Here is a 14,681-nt window from a genome sequence, read left to right on the forward strand (position 1 = left end):
GTTCAAAGTCCCTCCCTCTTTTATGAAAACGAAAATGCTGTCGGTTTTCATTTACCTAAGCAGAATTGTGTAAAAATTTGATCGATCAAAGACTCACCAACAGAATCACCAATAATCTCTCCAAGCTGCTCCCAAGCCGCTCGAATATCGATTTGTATCATATCAATTGGTACGTATTGCTCGTTTGCTTCAAGCGCATCATGCAACGAGCGTTTTGCTTGCTTCAATAAGGATATATGTCGAACGTTGCTAACGTACGTCAAATCACTTGACTCTAGTTTGCCCTCAAAGAAAATTGCCGCAATCGCTTTTTCTAAATGATCGATACCTTTATTCTCAATCAGGGATAGCTCGACAATACGTTCCTGTGGAAAATAACTTAACACTTGATCGATATCTAACTTTCGACTGAGATCAATCTTATTCAAGATAACAATCGTCTGCTTATCCGCTAATTGCTTCATTAAAGCAAGCTCATCCAACTGAAGTTCTTCATTACTATTCAGCACCAGCAAAATCAGATCCGCTTCAGCCAAAGCAGTTTTCGATCTTTCCACTCCGATTTGTTCCACAATATCTGTCGTTTCGCGAATCCCCGCTGTATCCAACAGTTTAAGCGGAATACCGCCAACATTGACAAATTCCTCAATGACATCCCTTGTCGTTCCTGGAATATCGGTTACAATCGCCCGATTCTCCTGCGCCAATTCATTTAACAACGACGATTTCCCTACATTCGGCCTGCCAACAATCGCGGTCTCAATACCCTCACGCAAAATCTTACCTTGCTCAGCGGTCACCAAAAGACGGTCAATTTCAAGCATTACCGTGTCACATTTACTCTTTATGAAAGCATTCGTCATTTCTTCAACATCATGCTCTGGATAATCAATATTGACTTCCACATGAGCCATTAATTCTACCAACACATATCGTAAATGTTTGATTTGCTTCGACAAATTTCCTTCAACTTGCTTTAATGCCACTTTAAAAGCTCTGTCCGATTTGGCGCGAATTAAGTCGATTACAGCTTCCGCTTGCGTCAAATCAATCCGACCATTAAGGAAAGCTCGCTTCGTGAATTCACCAGGCTCCGCCAAACGTATCCCCTGCTGCAGCAATAAATCCAGCACCTTCTTAACAGAAACAATACCGCCGTGGCAACTAACTTCGACAACATCTTCCATTGTAAAAGAACGCGGAGATTTCATTAAAGTAACGAGAACCTCCTCTACCTTTTCGGCAGAAGCAGGTTCTATAATGAATCCATAATGTACCGTATGCGTCTCAGCATCAGATAATTTCGTTTTTGAGCGAAAAACACGCTCCACTAGTGGAACTGCTTCATCCCCGCTCACACGAATAACCGCTATCCCACCCTCACCGAGCGGCGTAGAAATAGCAGCAATCGTATCATTTAACATAGTATTAACACCTCGAATTTACCTCATCTTAAAGAAAAAGCAATGACTTATGCTCATGTCATTGCGGCTAAGGTTATTTGACGGCGATCACGACCCGACGGTTCGGTTCTTCGCCTTTGCTATAAGTTTTGACAACAGGATGCCCTTGCAATTCAGCATGAATAATCTTGCGTTCTTGCGAATTCATCGGCTCCAATATAACTTCTTTTTTCGACTTTATGACACGATTGGCCAACCTTAAAGCTAGCTCTTCTAACGTCTTTTTACGTCGATCTCGGAAATTTTCTGCATCTAAAATAATCCGGAAATGCGAATTTGCATAACGATTTGCGACAATATTGACTAAATACTGCAGCGCATCTAGGGTTTGTCCTCTTTTACCGATCAAAATACCAAGCTCCGAACCACTCATATTCAACTGGTAGCCTTCGCGATCCTTTGTCGTGTCTATGGTGATGGAAATTTTCATCGCTTCGAACATATCTTGTAAGAAAGCAATGGCTTCCTCAAGCGGATCTGGTATCAATTCAAGCTCAACCTTAGCTTCTTTGGAACCAATAAACCCAAACAACCCCCGGGAGGGCTGTTCCAAAATATGAATCTTAACACGATCCTCCGAAACCTGCCATTGAGAAAGACCGGCTTTCACCGCAATCTCAATAGTTTTTCCAGTCACCACAATTTTTTTCATTTGGACAGGCCACCCTTATTATTTTGAGATCCAGGATTTTTTTGTTTTCCAGGAGAACCATAAATAAAGTAAGACTGAATAATGGTGAAGATGTTACCGTAGATCCAGTAAAGTGGCAGCGCAGCTGCGAAATTCATGGACATCACGAAAATCATAACCGGGAAAATGTATAGTAAGCTTTTCATTTGTTGATTCATTTGAGAAGACATAAACATTTGTTGAACGAATGTGGTTGCCGCGGCAATGATCGGAAGAATGTAATAGTGATCGGGCTGTCCTAAATTCATCCATAAGAAAGTATGCTCTCGAATATGGTCATTACGCATGATAGCTTGATAAAGCGCAATCAGAATTGGCATTTGAACAATGATCGGGAAACACCCAGCTAACGGATTCACACCATTTGACTGAAATAACTTCATTGTTTCTTCCTGCTGCTTCTTCGCATCATCTTTATACTTTTCTTTAAGCTTCTTCATCTCAGGCTGCAACTCTTGCATCCGTTTGGAGCTCTTATACTGTTTCAGCGTCAGAGGCAAAATAATGAGACGAATAATGAGGGTTACGACCAGAATGGATAAGCCATATTGACCCCATAACTTGACGGCGAACCAGTCGAGTGTCTGCGAAAGCGGGTACACAAAATATTTTACAAAAAAACCTGCCGTATTAGGATCAATTGGTGCCATAGCAGAGCTACTAGGACTACATCCTGACAACAATAAGATCAACGCAGAAAGAGCTGCAAGCAAATAAAGTCGACGAGTCAAAATGAGATCCTCCTAAATATCTTTTCCAACATAAACTATAACACAATTTAAGCGCGAAAAGAAATAATGCTTCACTTTTTTATTGTGTCATTTCTTTTTAATAAAGAAGCCTTTCGGATTACATGCCAAATGCTTTTCTCCATCTCGGCATATTCCATATCTACCGCGGGTTTCCTAGCCAGCAAAATGTAATCATAATGCGGCGTCAAATTCTCTTTTTTCAAACGGATGATCTCTTTCACCATTCGTCTCAAGCGGTTCCGGACAACCGCGTTCCCCACTTTTTTACTCACCGAGATGCCAAGTCGGAAATTTTCCATTTTAGGCTGAGGTAAATAGTAAAGAACGAATTGATGATTGGCCATTGATTTGCCATATCGATAAATCTTATTGAAGTCTTCTCTTTTAGCTAATCTATATTCTTTTTCCACAGACATGTACGCTCCAGACCGTTAACTTCAGATAAGCAAATTACCACTTAGGCATCTTATCTATTTTTGACCGAAATGACGGCATATAAACTGTCCATCCAAATGCAAAAAAAAAAGCCCCTTCCGGAGCCTCTTTTTACGCGCTAAGAACTTTTCTTCCTTTAAGACGACGAGCTTGTAGAACTTTACGACCGTTCTTCGTGCTCATTCTTTTACGGAAACCATGATTCTTCTTACGCTTTCTCGTATTAGGGTTAAACGTCGGACCCATCTATAGCACCTCCCTACCTGAGGATATCCATCCTACAAAATTTCTACTACTCATTAAATCATATATCACTCAAGAAAGTCAACCTACCCGAGCGTGCAGAAGGAAATGCCAAAATGATCACAATAGATCGAAAAATAATAACCTGTGTATAAAATTTATCCACCGAAAAGAGAAGCTTGTCGAAAATCAACAGAATATTAACAATATCTTGTGTTGTGAACAATTTCTATGCACAACTTGTTGTAATTGTGGATAATCCCAAACAATCCGTTGATTAACAGGCTATCTTTTGTTAAGATGATAATGTTTCTGTTGTGGATATACACGACCACTTCTCCGATTTATCAACAGTCTGTGGATAACATTGTGAACAAAATTCCCTCTACAAGAATAAGTCATTTTAACCGATTCTTAATAATGTGGATAAAACGACAAAAGCCGTCCTTTTTTGACCCCATCAGACATGTTGGTTCTTTTCGCAATAAATCGCGCAGAATATACTCTGATTGCGTTCAATCTATGCGTTTTTCGGATCGCTCCAGTTAGAGCTTCAACCATAATGATTTATACACAGATCGCATTTATAGGAAACCTGGCCTTTACGCCACATGTTTGATTTTAAAGGAGTGAATTACTGTGGAAGGCCATTCTACGGACTTATGGCAGCAAATCTTATCGATTATACAAACTAAGCTCAGCAAACCTAGCTTCGATACTTGGCTAAAATCAACCAAAGCGACAGTTTTTAATGACTCGACTGTCGTTATTTGTGCGCCCAACAATTTTGCCCAGGAGTGGCTGGAAAGCCGCTATACCAAGCTGATTGAAGGCACAATTTATGATTTTACCGGCAAACACGTTTCCGTGAAATTCATCATCGAGACCGAAGAACAGAAAGCGCAGTCTGCTGCGACTCAACCGGCCGTTATACCGCCTAAAGGTCCTGCCATTGTGGCAGGTGAAGAAAATTTCACGAATATGATGAATTCGAGATACACGTTCGATACTTTTGTCATCGGATCAGGCAATCGATTTGCGCACGCAGCTTCATTAGCTGTGGCCGAAGCGCCAGCTAAAGCCTATAATCCGCTCTTTTTATACGGAGGTGTTGGTTTAGGTAAAACCCATTTGATGCATGCAATCGGTCATTATGTGCTGGAACATAACCCTGGGGCCCGTGTTTTATATATTTCATCAGAGAAATTTACGAATGAATTCATTAATGCTGTTCGTGATAACCGCGGTGAAGGATTCCGTAATAAATATAGAACGATCGATGTGTTACTAATTGACGATATTCAATTCCTCGCCGGTAAAGAAGGTACACAAGAGGAATTTTTCCATACATTTAACGCTCTTCATGAAGAAGGTAAGCAAATTATTATCTCTAGTGACCGGCCTCCCAAAGAGATTCCAACGCTGGAGGACCGCTTGCGCTCTAGGTTTGAGTGGGGCTTAATTACCGATATTCAGCCGCCTGATTTAGAAACGCGCATCGCGATTTTGCGGAAAAAAGCGAAAGCCGAAAATCTTGAGATTCCAAATGAAGCGATGATCTATATCGCGAATCAAATCGATACGAACATCCGTGAGCTTGAAGGTGCTTTAATAAGGGTAGTTGCCTACTCCTCTCTAATTAATCAGGATATTAGCGTACATTTAACCGCCGAAGCTTTGAAGGATATTATTCCGTCAAATCGGCCAAAGGTTATAACCATACAGGATATTCAGCAGCGTGTTGGTGAATTCTATGGATTAAAGCTTGAGGATTTTAAAGCGCGCAAACGAACTAAAGCCGTAGCTTTCCCTAGACAGGTCGCTATGTACCTGGCACGAGAGCTGACGGACTTCTCTTTGCCGAAAATCGGAGATAATTTTGGTGGCCGCGACCATACCACGGTTATCCATGCCCATGAAAAAATATCGCAAATGTTGCAAGCGGACCAGGAGCTCTATAAGATCGTTCATAATCTTACCGAGCGTATCAAAAACCCCTCTTAATAACATTTGATTTCGGGTGAGCCTATACACAATCTATTCACATGTGGATAGGCTTGCTTTATATACGGTTCATCCACATATCCACATATCCAGAGCCCCTACTGCTATTACTAATAAAGAATGTTATTATATAAAGATATATGCTAACGCACCCCAAAAAAGAACTGCAGGAGTGAAGTCATGAAATTAACGATCCTTAAAGACCATTTAATAGAATCCATTGGTCACGTTTCCAAAGCAATTTCGTCACGTACAACAATTCCAATCCTTACAGGGATCAAAATAGATGCAACCTTAAGCGGTGTAACCCTTACGGCAAGCGATACCGATATTTCAATTCAAAGCTTTACACCAAGCGAAAATGGTACGAACAAAATTATTCAGTTATATCAAGCCGGGAGTGTTGTGCTTCCAGCTAAATTTTTCGTTGAAATTATCCGTAAGCTCCCTGCTCAACTCATTGAAATTGAAGTAGGTAACAATTTTCAAACCATCATTCGTTCAGGTTCTTCAGAAATTCAAATTATGGGACTTGATCCGGATGAATATCCGCTGCTGCCGGAAATCGAAGAAAGCAAAATGCTGCGTCTTCCAAGTGATTTGCTTAAAACAATGATTAAACAAACGTCTTACGCAGTATCAACGAATGAGTCTACGCCGATTCTTACGGGTGTACTTTGGAATATCACTGGTGATAAACTGAAATTTATTGCTTGTGACCGTCATCGACTTGCCAGCCGCGAAGTTACTGTTGATAACGATAATGCGCACAATTTGCCTAATATTGTTATTTCAGGCCGAACCCTGAATGAATTAAGCAAAATTTTGCCTGATCAAAACTCACTTATAGATATAGTTATTTCGGACAATCAGGTTTTATTCAAAATTCATTCGATTTTATTTTACTCACGCATTTTGGATGGTACGTATCCGGATACATCGAAGCTCATTCCTCAGTCCTTCCAAACGGAAATGGTCGTTCCGACAAAAGAATTGGCTGAAGCTATCGATCGCGCTTACCTCCTCTCCAAAGAAGATAAGACGAATATTGTTAAAATGATGATGTTGGAAGACCAAACCATCGAAATTTCATCCAGCTCCTCTGAGCTCGGCAAGGTAACGGAACAAATTAATCTGCAGCATATTGTCGGTGATTTACTCAAGATCTCTTTTAACTCCAAATATATGCTTGATGCGCTCAAAGTTCTCGACTCAGAGTTTATTCATATTGGATTTACTGGAGCTATGCAGCCTATCATCATGAAGCCGCAAGATTCGACAAACATTCTTCAACTGATCTTGCCATATCGAACAACGAATTAAGGAGTGCTCCAGTATGAAGCAAATCGCTATTAACACGGACTACATTACGCTCGGGCAGTTTCTCAAATTATCGGATTGTATATCCACAGGTGGACAAGCCAAATTTTTTGTTGTGGATACAAAAATCGAAGTGAACGGACAGGCAGAAAATCGCAGAGGACGGAAGCTCGTTCCGAAAGATATCGTTACCGTGGAGGGTTTCGGACAATTCGAAGTCGTAAGCTCCTGATTGGGCCAAGCCAGGAGGATGAGTAATCATGTTTTTGAACAGACTCGCGCTTAAGTCTTACCGAAATTACGATCAGATCGAGTTGACCACGGATAGCAATGTCAATATCTTCGTTGGACCTAACGCACAGGGCAAAACGAATTTATTGGAATCCATCTATGTATTGGCAATGACCAAATCACATCGTACTCACCAAGACAAAGAACTGATCGGCTGGAACGGTGATCAAACGCAGCTGCATGCACAGATCCAAAAGCGATATGGCAGCTGTCAATTGGATCTCTCCATTTCAACCAAAGGCAAGAAAGCAAAAATTAATGGGCTCGAGCAAAAAAAGCTCAGCAACTTTATTGGAGCGCTTAATGTTGTTATGTTTGCGCCGGAAGATTTAGAAATTGTCAAAGGCACGCCTGGTATTAGACGAAGATTTCTCGATATGGAGATTGGCCAGGTGCAGCCCTCCTATCTTTATGATTTATCGCAATATCAGAAAATTTTGCTGCAGCGTAACAATTATTTAAAGCAAAATTTCGCTGGAAAAGGCTCACCTGACGCGATGTTGGATATCTGGAATGAACAATTAGCACTGTATGGTGTTAAAATTATGAAAAAGCGTCAAAACTTTATAAAGAAGCTGCAACAATGGGCTGAAACGATCCATCGAGGAATAACGAATGACAGTGAAGAGCTACTCATCCGCTATTCCCCTTCGTTTGACATGGGCTCGTTTGAAGATGAATCTGTTTTATTAAACCAATTTATGATAAAGTTATCTTTGGTCAGAGATCAGGAATTCCGAAGAGGCGTTACACTTGTGGGCCCTCATCGCGACGATCTTCTTTTTTACATCAACGACAAAGAAGTGCAAACCTACGGCTCCCAGGGGCAGCAGCGCACAACTGCACTCTCCCTTAAGCTGGCGGAGATTGAACTCATCCATGAGGAAGTTGGCGAATATCCTCTTTTATTGCTTGATGATGTGCTTTCAGAGCTTGATGAATATAGGCAGACGCAGTTGATCCGCACGTTCCAAGAAAAAGTGCAAACGTTTATCACCACGACGGGTCTAGAGAGTGTCCATTTGGACCAACTGAACCATGCTTCTTTGTTTCATGTTTTGAAAGGAAATGTAAGTGGCAGGAGCTGAGGAGCATGTTTATTCATTTGGGTGGAGAAAAAATTATTCGAGCTTCCGAACTGATTGCTATATTCGATATCTCGATAGAAAAATCCTCAAAAATATCGAAACAATTCATTCAACAAGCTGTTAAGGATAAAAAAACAGAAAAAATCGGTGAGGAAGAATGCAAATCTCTCGTTGTTACGAAGAGTAAGGTGTATTATTCCCCGATCTCCTCTACCACGCTCAAGAAAAGAGCGCATCTTTTGTTAACGAACTAACCTTTTGTTGTTCACATAAGAGAGTATAAGAGGTTTATCTCACTATAAAAAAGCAGGTGGAGATTAACATGTCTGTGAATCAAAATGCGTACGATGACAGTCAGATTCAGGTTTTGGAAGGGTTAGAAGCCGTTCGCAAAAGACCGGGTATGTATATTGGTTCAACCAGTGCCCGTGGACTTCACCATCTCGTTTGGGAAGTTGTCGATAACAGTATTGACGAGGCGCTTGCCGGCTTCTGTACGAAAATCGATGTAATTGTTCATAAAAATAATAGTATTACCGTCGTTGATAACGGACGTGGGATTCCGGTCGGGGAAAATGCGAAGCTCAAACGTCCAACGCTTGAAGTCGTACTTACCGTCCTGCATGCAGGTGGTAAATTCGGTGGCGAGGATTCCGGTTACAAAGTATCCGGAGGGCTGCACGGTGTAGGTATTTCCGTAGTTAATGCGTTGTCCGAGCATCTAACTGTGAAAGTAAAGAATAAAGGCCAAATTCATCAACAAGAATACCGCCGCGGAACACCGCAATATGATGTGAAAGTGGTTGGGGAGACGGAAGAAACGGGCACGACGGTTACGTTCCAGCCAGATCCGGAGATTTTCAAAGAGACAACGGAATATGACTTTGATGTCCTTCAATCAAGGATTCGCGAGCTTGCGTTCCTGAACAAAGGAATCGAGATCAATTTAATCGACGAACGTACGGATACGGCCACAACTCACATGTATGAGGGCGGGATTATTTCCTTCGTTCAGCATTTGAATAGAAATCGCGAAGTTGTCAATGAATTGCCGATCTATGTAGAGGGTTCCAAGGATAATATCTCTATCGAGATTGCCCTTCAGTACAACGACAGCTATACAGAAAATATCTACTCCTTCGCCAACAACATCAACACACATGAAGGCGGTACGCACGAATCAGGCTTCAAAAGCGCGCTTACACGGATTTTGAACGATTACGCTCGTAAATCGAACTCCCTGAAAGAAAGCGATTCTAACCTTTCCGGTGACGATGTCCGTGAAGGGCTTGCTGCGATTATTTCCGTGAAAATTCCGGAGCCTCAATTCGAAGGGCAAACGAAAACGAAACTAGGAAACAGCGAAGTCCGCGGTATTGTCGAGTCTTTATTTGCTGAGAAATTGCAAACGTTCATGGAAGAAAACCCGGCGGTTGCCAAACGCATCCTGGAAAAAGGGATTCAAGCGGCTAGAGCCAGGGAAGCGGCACGCAAAGCGAGAGAACTGACTCGCCGTAAAAGTGCTCTGGAAGTCAGCGCTCTTCCAGGTAAACTCGCAGATTGCTCCTCTAAGGATGCTTCTATCAGTGAGATTTACATCGTAGAAGGTGACTCTGCGGGCGGATCAGCTAAGCAAGGACGTGATCGTCACTTCCAAGCGATTCTTCCACTTCGCGGAAAAATTTTGAACGTAGAGAAAGCCAGATTGGATCGTATTTTATCGAATACGGAGATTCGGGCGATGATCACAGCTTTCGGTACGGGAATCAGCGATGATTTCGATATCAATAAAGCTCGTTATCACAAAATCATTATTATGACAGATGCCGACGTTGATGGAGCGCATATTCGTACACTCCTTCTCACGTTCTTCTACAGATACATGAAAAAGTTAATTGAGTCCGGTTATGTATATATCGCACAACCTCCTCTTTTCAAATTGGAGAGGAATAAAACGGTACGTTATGCCTACAACGAAAAGCAAAGAGAAACGATCATGCAGGAGTTTGGTGAGGGTGCCAAAGTCAATGTACAGCGTTACAAAGGACTTGGTGAGATGAATCCTGAGCAACTATGGGAAACCACGATGGACCCAGAAAGCCGAACTTTGCTGCAAGTGACGATTGAAGATGCGATTGAAGCGGATACGCTCTTTGATTCTTTGATGGGAGATAACGTTGAGCCTAGAAGAGATTTCATCGAGGAACACGCAATTTACGTGAAAAATCTAGATGTCTAAACGTCTTAGACGTTGTTAACGATGTAAGCTTTCAGGAGGAACATTCATGAGCGAAGAATTACGTTCGCAAGTCAAAGAAATTGACATTTCTACCGAAATGCGTACATCCTTCTTAGACTATGCGATGAGTATCATTGTCAGTCGTGCACTGCCAGATGTAAGGGATGGTCTGAAGCCGGTTCATCGTCGTATTCTATACGCGATGTCAGAACTCGGTATGTCTCCAGATAAACCATATAAGAAATCAGCGAGAATCGTCGGCGAAGTTATCGGTAAGTACCATCCACACGGGGATTCGGCTGTTTATGAAACCATGGTTCGGATGGCGCAGGACTTCTCTCTTCGTTACATGCTCGTTGACGGCCATGGTAACTTTGGATCGATCGACGGCGATATGGCGGCAGCTATGCGTTATACGGAAGCTCGTCTGTCCAAAATTGCGATGGAACTTCTACGTGATATCAACAAAGAGACGATCGATTATGCGCCCAACTACGATGGTGAGGAACAAGAACCTGTTGTTCTCCCATCCCGCTTTCCTAACTTGCTGGTGAACGGAAGCTCAGGTATCGCGGTAGGTATGGCTACGAATATTCCTCCGCATAACCTACGGGAAGTTATTGAGGGTATTCAAATGTTGATCCAGAATCCTGAAATAACACCTTTGGAGCTGATGACAGCGATCAAAGGGCCGGATTTCCCGACAGCTGGATTTATTCTGGGCCGTGAGGGCATCAGACAAGCCTATACGACAGGTAGAGGCTCAGTTACGATGCGTGCTAGAACCGTCATTGAAGAAAACAACAATAAGGCAAGAATCATTGTTAATGAGCTGCCTTATCAAGTAAATAAAGCTAGATTGGTTGAGAAGATTGCCGAACTCGTTCGCGAGAAAAAGATTGACGGTATCACGGATCTTCGCGATGAATCCGACCGTAACGGAATGCGTGTTGTGATTGAGCTTCGCCGGGATGTGAATCCGAACGTCGTTCTCAATAACTTGTTTAAACAAACGGCTATGCAGTCCAACTTCGGTATCATCATGTTGGCACTTGTTAATGGCCAACCAAGAGTACTGAATCTTCGTGAGATGCTTCAGTACTATCTCAAACACCAACAAGAAGTCATTCGTCGCAGAACCGAGTATGACTTGCGCAAAGCTGAAGCACGCGCTCATATCTTGGAAGGCTTGCGAATTGCATTGGACCACCTGGATCAAGTTATCGCGTTGATTCGTGCTTCCAGAACTACTGAGGAAGCTAGAGATGGCCTCATGAACACGTTTAATTTGAGCTATGACCAAGCTCAAGCTATTCTGGATATGCGCCTACAGCGTTTAACTGGATTAGAGCGTGAAAAAATTGAAGCTGAATACGAAGAACTCATGAAGAAAATCGCTGAACTTAAAGCGATTCTTGCTGATGAGCAGCTGATTCTAGCAATCATTAGCGAAGAGCTTAATGAGATCAAAGAGAAATTCGGTGACGAACGCCGTTCCGAAATTACAATCGGTGAGGAAAGCATCGAAGATGAAGACCTCATTCCACGTGAAGATGTCGTTATTACGATTACGCATACAGGTTACATTAAACGGTTACCGGTTACTACGTATAAGAACCAGAAGCGTGGTGGACGCGGGATTGTCGGAATGGGAACCAAAGACGACGACTTCGTGGAACATTTGTTCGTAACTAATACACATCATTACCTGATGTTCTTTACAAATAAAGGTAAAGTGTATCGGTTGAAAGCTTATGAGATTCCAGATTTGAGCCGAACTGCGCGCGGGACTCCGATCATTAACTTGATCCAGATCGAGCAAGGTGAAACGATCAATGCTGTGATCCCAGTTGAGAGCTTCGAAACAGATCAATACCTATTCTTTGCGACGAAGCAAGGTGTTGTGAAGAAGACGCCAATTGACGATTACTCCAATATCCGTAAAGGCGGTCTAATCGCAATTAATTTGCGTGAGGACGACGACCTTATCGGCGTTAAATTAACCGACGGCAATCAAGGTATCATCATGGGGACCAAGTTCGGTATGTCGATTCATTTCCCAGAGCAAGATGTGCGTTCAATGGGAAGATCGGCTACTGGGGTTAAAGGTATCCAGCTTGATGAGGAAGATGCTGTAATCGATATGGACGTAGTCCATGAAGATAATAGCGTATTGATTGTAACGACTAAGGGCTTTGGAAAAAGAACGCCTGTTTCCGAGTATCGTATCCAAACACGTGGTGGTAAAGGGATCAAAACCTTAAACATCACGGATAAGAATGGTCCTGTTGTGGGTCTTAAAGTCGTTCAAGAAGACGAAGATCTTATGATTATTACTGCTTCAGGCACGGTCATTCGGACAAGTATGGATGGTATCTCGGTTATGGGTCGTAACACGCAAGGTGTTCGTCTAATCAACATTCGTGAGGATGATGAAGTAGGAACCCTGGCGAGAGTACAGAAGAACGAAGATCAAAATGAGAACGAAGAAGACGGCGATTGGGAAGAAACCGATACGGAATCGACGGATACAGAATAATAATTTGCAGGGATGGGCTTACAAACCCATCCTTTTTATTTTACAATAGCATGTATAAGATAAAGTAAGGTGAGTGAGCGATCGTGCCGACAGTAGCCGTTTCTCAAGTAAAGTATGGCGAAAAACTAGGAGACAATGTAACAACGAAATTAGGGAATGTCCTTTTCAATAAAGGTAAAATCCTGAATGAGAGAGATCTTGAGATTCTTAAAGCTTTTTTCATTGCTTCTGTTTATATTGAATCAAAGAACGGCATTGAGCCCGAGGGGGCCATTGAGGATGTGAAAGTGAAAGAAGTTGTTTCAGTTCCTCCTTTTTATATAGAGTATCAGAACATGTTAAAGCTACTTAAACGCGTCTTTCTGCTTGCTAATGGTGGGCAGCCTTTACCTATCCTAGACATTCGAAACGGACTTGAAGCACTTATTCAGCATATCGATACCTACAAAGTACTCACTTTTACCCCCAAAAATCGCAGTTTGCAAGATTACATATACCACAAAAGCATTATGGTCAGTTTGACCTCGTATTGCTTGGCTAGATGGCATGGTCTTCCCCAAAAGGATTTAATGCAAATCGCACTAGCCGGCCTCCTGCATGATATCGGCATTTCCAAAGTAGATGCAACCATCCTGGAGAAAAAGGGCCGTTTGATGGAATCTGAGATGGAAGAGATCAAACAGCATACGTTGATAGGGTATCAAATCCTAAAAAACATTTCGGGGATCAATGAGGGCGTTAAATTAACAGCTGTTCAGCATCACGAACGTGAGGATGGATCCGGCTATCCTTTAGGAGTGAAAGGCGATAAGCTTCATATTTACGCTAAAATCGTCGCAATTGCTGATATTTATAATGCGATGACGAACGAACGTCATCACAAAACGGCTATGTCCCCTTACCTCGTGTTAGAGCAGCTCTTTACGGAATCATTCGGAAAAGTTGACCCGACCCTGGTTCAAGTGTTTATAAACAAGTCTACACAAATTAGTAATGGAACCCTAGTTAGACTCAGTGATAATCGTGTCGGAGAGATTATATTCTCGGATCGCTCACAGCCGACAAGACCTTGGGTGAATGTCAACGGAACGATCGTCAACTTAACAATAGAGAGAAGCTTATTTATTCAAGAAGTAATCGGACAAATATAGTGAAGAGAGGCCCCTTATTCAGGGGTTTTTCTTTATTTTGAAAAGATTAAATAAAAATGCTTGCATTCTGTTTCTAGATTTGTTATATTACTCCTTGTCGCTTCGGCGGTCGAACGAAAGAACGAAAGTAACTGAAAAAAAGTTCTTGCAATCGAATAGGCTGATGTGGTATATTGATTAGGTCGCTTTTGAAGGCGATGGATGAATAAGGAAGACATTGATCTTTGAAAACTGAACAACGAGTGAGTAAGCACAGTCGAGTAATCGACTATAAATGAGATGAATAATCTCGCTAGCAAGTCAATGAGTACAATCAGCTTTTCTATTATGGAGAGTTTGATCCTGGCTCAGGACGAACGCTGGCGGCGTGCCTAATACATGCAAGTCGAGCGGAGCACTTCGGTGTTTAGCGGCGGACGGGTGAGTAACACGTAGGCAACCTGCCTATAAGACTGGGATAACTAT

General features: G+C 42.2%; 13 protein-coding genes and 1 rRNA gene. 9 read left to right on the forward strand and 5 right to left on the reverse strand.

Annotated elements, in window-relative coordinates; genetic code table 11:
* Nucleotides 1–47 precede the first annotated feature (47 nt).
* From mnmE to rpmH, 5 genes are all read right to left on the reverse strand, one after another.
* Nucleotides 48–1,424: a tRNA uridine-5-carboxymethylaminomethyl(34) synthesis GTPase MnmE gene (mnmE, locus tag GON05_RS35130; RefSeq protein WP_157326158.1), complete on the reverse strand. Its 1,377-nt coding sequence runs from the start codon at nt 1,422–1,424 to the stop codon at nt 48–50.
* Nucleotides 1,425–1,497: 73 nt separating this feature from the next.
* Nucleotides 1,498–2,115: an RNA-binding cell elongation regulator Jag/EloR gene (jag, locus tag GON05_RS35135; protein ID WP_157326159.1), complete on the reverse strand. Its 618-nt coding sequence runs from the start codon at nt 2,113–2,115 to the stop codon at nt 1,498–1,500.
* Nucleotides 2,112–2,885 (reverse strand): membrane protein insertase YidC, encoded by a 774-nt coding sequence (gene yidC / locus GON05_RS35140; protein WP_246239727.1) that lies wholly within the window; start codon nt 2,883–2,885, stop codon nt 2,112–2,114. The genes jag and yidC overlap by 4 nt, the downstream gene beginning before the upstream one ends.
* A 71-nt stretch (nt 2,886–2,956) precedes the next feature.
* Nucleotides 2,957–3,316: a ribonuclease P protein component gene (rnpA, locus tag GON05_RS35145; RefSeq protein WP_181646286.1), complete on the reverse strand. Its 360-nt coding sequence runs from the start codon at nt 3,314–3,316 to the stop codon at nt 2,957–2,959.
* Nucleotides 3,317–3,452: 136 nt separating this feature from the next.
* Nucleotides 3,453–3,587 carry a 50S ribosomal protein L34 gene (gene rpmH, locus GON05_RS35150; protein ID WP_028557239.1) on the reverse strand — a complete coding sequence of 45 codons (135 nt, stop codon included), beginning with the start codon at nt 3,585–3,587 and terminating at the stop codon, nt 3,453–3,455.
* A gap of 636 nt (nt 3,588–4,223) precedes the next feature.
* Between rpmH and dnaA the strand changes: the two genes are divergently transcribed.
* The 9 genes from dnaA to GON05_RS35195 all read left to right on the forward strand — a co-directional run.
* Nucleotides 4,224–5,588, forward strand: coding sequence for a chromosomal replication initiator protein DnaA (dnaA, locus tag GON05_RS35155; protein ID WP_127454092.1), 1,365 nt, complete (start codon nt 4,224–4,226; stop codon nt 5,586–5,588).
* Nucleotides 5,589–5,768: 180 nt separating this feature from the next.
* Nucleotides 5,769–6,911, forward strand: coding sequence for a DNA polymerase III subunit beta (gene dnaN / locus GON05_RS35160; RefSeq protein ID WP_127454094.1), 1,143 nt, complete (start codon nt 5,769–5,771; stop codon nt 6,909–6,911).
* 13 nt (nt 6,912–6,924) lie between these two features.
* Nucleotides 6,925–7,140 (forward strand): S4 domain-containing protein YaaA, encoded by a 216-nt coding sequence (yaaA, locus tag GON05_RS35165; protein ID WP_127454096.1) that lies wholly within the window; start codon nt 6,925–6,927, stop codon nt 7,138–7,140.
* Between the two features lie 28 nt (nt 7,141–7,168).
* Entirely contained in the window at nt 7,169–8,287 is a 1,119-nt protein-coding gene (gene recF, locus GON05_RS35170) for a DNA replication/repair protein RecF (RefSeq protein WP_157326161.1), read from the forward strand.
* A gap of 5 nt (nt 8,288–8,292) precedes the next feature.
* Nucleotides 8,293–8,541, forward strand: coding sequence for an extracellular matrix regulator RemB (gene remB / locus GON05_RS35175; protein ID WP_127454100.1), 249 nt, complete (start codon nt 8,293–8,295; stop codon nt 8,539–8,541).
* Nucleotides 8,542–8,609: 68 nt separating this feature from the next.
* Nucleotides 8,610–10,526, forward strand: a complete 1,917-nt coding sequence (gene gyrB, locus GON05_RS35180) for a DNA topoisomerase (ATP-hydrolyzing) subunit B (RefSeq protein ID WP_157326162.1) — start codon at nt 8,610–8,612, stop codon at nt 10,524–10,526.
* Nucleotides 10,527–10,572: 46 nt separating this feature from the next.
* A complete protein-coding gene (gene gyrA, locus GON05_RS35185) occupies nt 10,573–13,065 on the forward strand; it encodes a DNA gyrase subunit A (RefSeq protein WP_127454103.1) in 2,493 nt (830 codons plus the stop codon).
* An 83-nt stretch (nt 13,066–13,148) separates the two neighbouring features.
* Complete coding sequence (locus GON05_RS35190; protein WP_181646287.1) at nt 13,149–14,216, forward strand: HD-GYP domain-containing protein; 1,068 nt, start codon at nt 13,149–13,151, stop codon at nt 14,214–14,216.
* 324 nt (nt 14,217–14,540) lie between these two features.
* Nucleotides 14,541–14,681 (forward strand): 16S ribosomal RNA (locus GON05_RS35195); the annotation flags it as partial.

This window comes from Paenibacillus anseongensis, assembly GCF_009757995.1.
GTDB lineage: Bacteria > Bacillota > Bacilli > Paenibacillales > NBRC-103111 > Paenibacillus_E > Paenibacillus_E chondroitinus.

Coding starts and splice junctions, on each gene's coding strand:
- yaaA (WP_127454096.1), top strand. CDS start 6,925: ATGAAGCAAATCGCTATTAACACGGACTACATTACGCTCGGGCAGTTT.
- gyrA (WP_127454103.1), top strand. CDS start 10,573: ATGAGCGAAGAATTACGTTCGCAAGTCAAAGAAATTGACATTTCTACC.
- recF (WP_157326161.1), top strand. CDS start 7,169: ATGTTTTTGAACAGACTCGCGCTTAAGTCTTACCGAAATTACGATCAG.
- rpmH (WP_028557239.1), bottom strand. CDS start 3,587: ATGGGTCCGACGTTTAACCCTAATACGAGAAAGCGTAAGAAGAATCAT.
- gyrB (WP_157326162.1), top strand. CDS start 8,610: ATGTCTGTGAATCAAAATGCGTACGATGACAGTCAGATTCAGGTTTTG.
- dnaN (WP_127454094.1), top strand. CDS start 5,769: ATGAAATTAACGATCCTTAAAGACCATTTAATAGAATCCATTGGTCAC.
- jag (WP_157326159.1), bottom strand. CDS start 2,115: ATGAAAAAAATTGTGGTGACTGGAAAAACTATTGAGATTGCGGTGAAA.
- remB (WP_127454100.1), top strand. CDS start 8,293: ATGTTTATTCATTTGGGTGGAGAAAAAATTATTCGAGCTTCCGAACTG.
- mnmE (WP_157326158.1), bottom strand. CDS start 1,424: ATGTTAAATGATACGATTGCTGCTATTTCTACGCCGCTCGGTGAGGGT.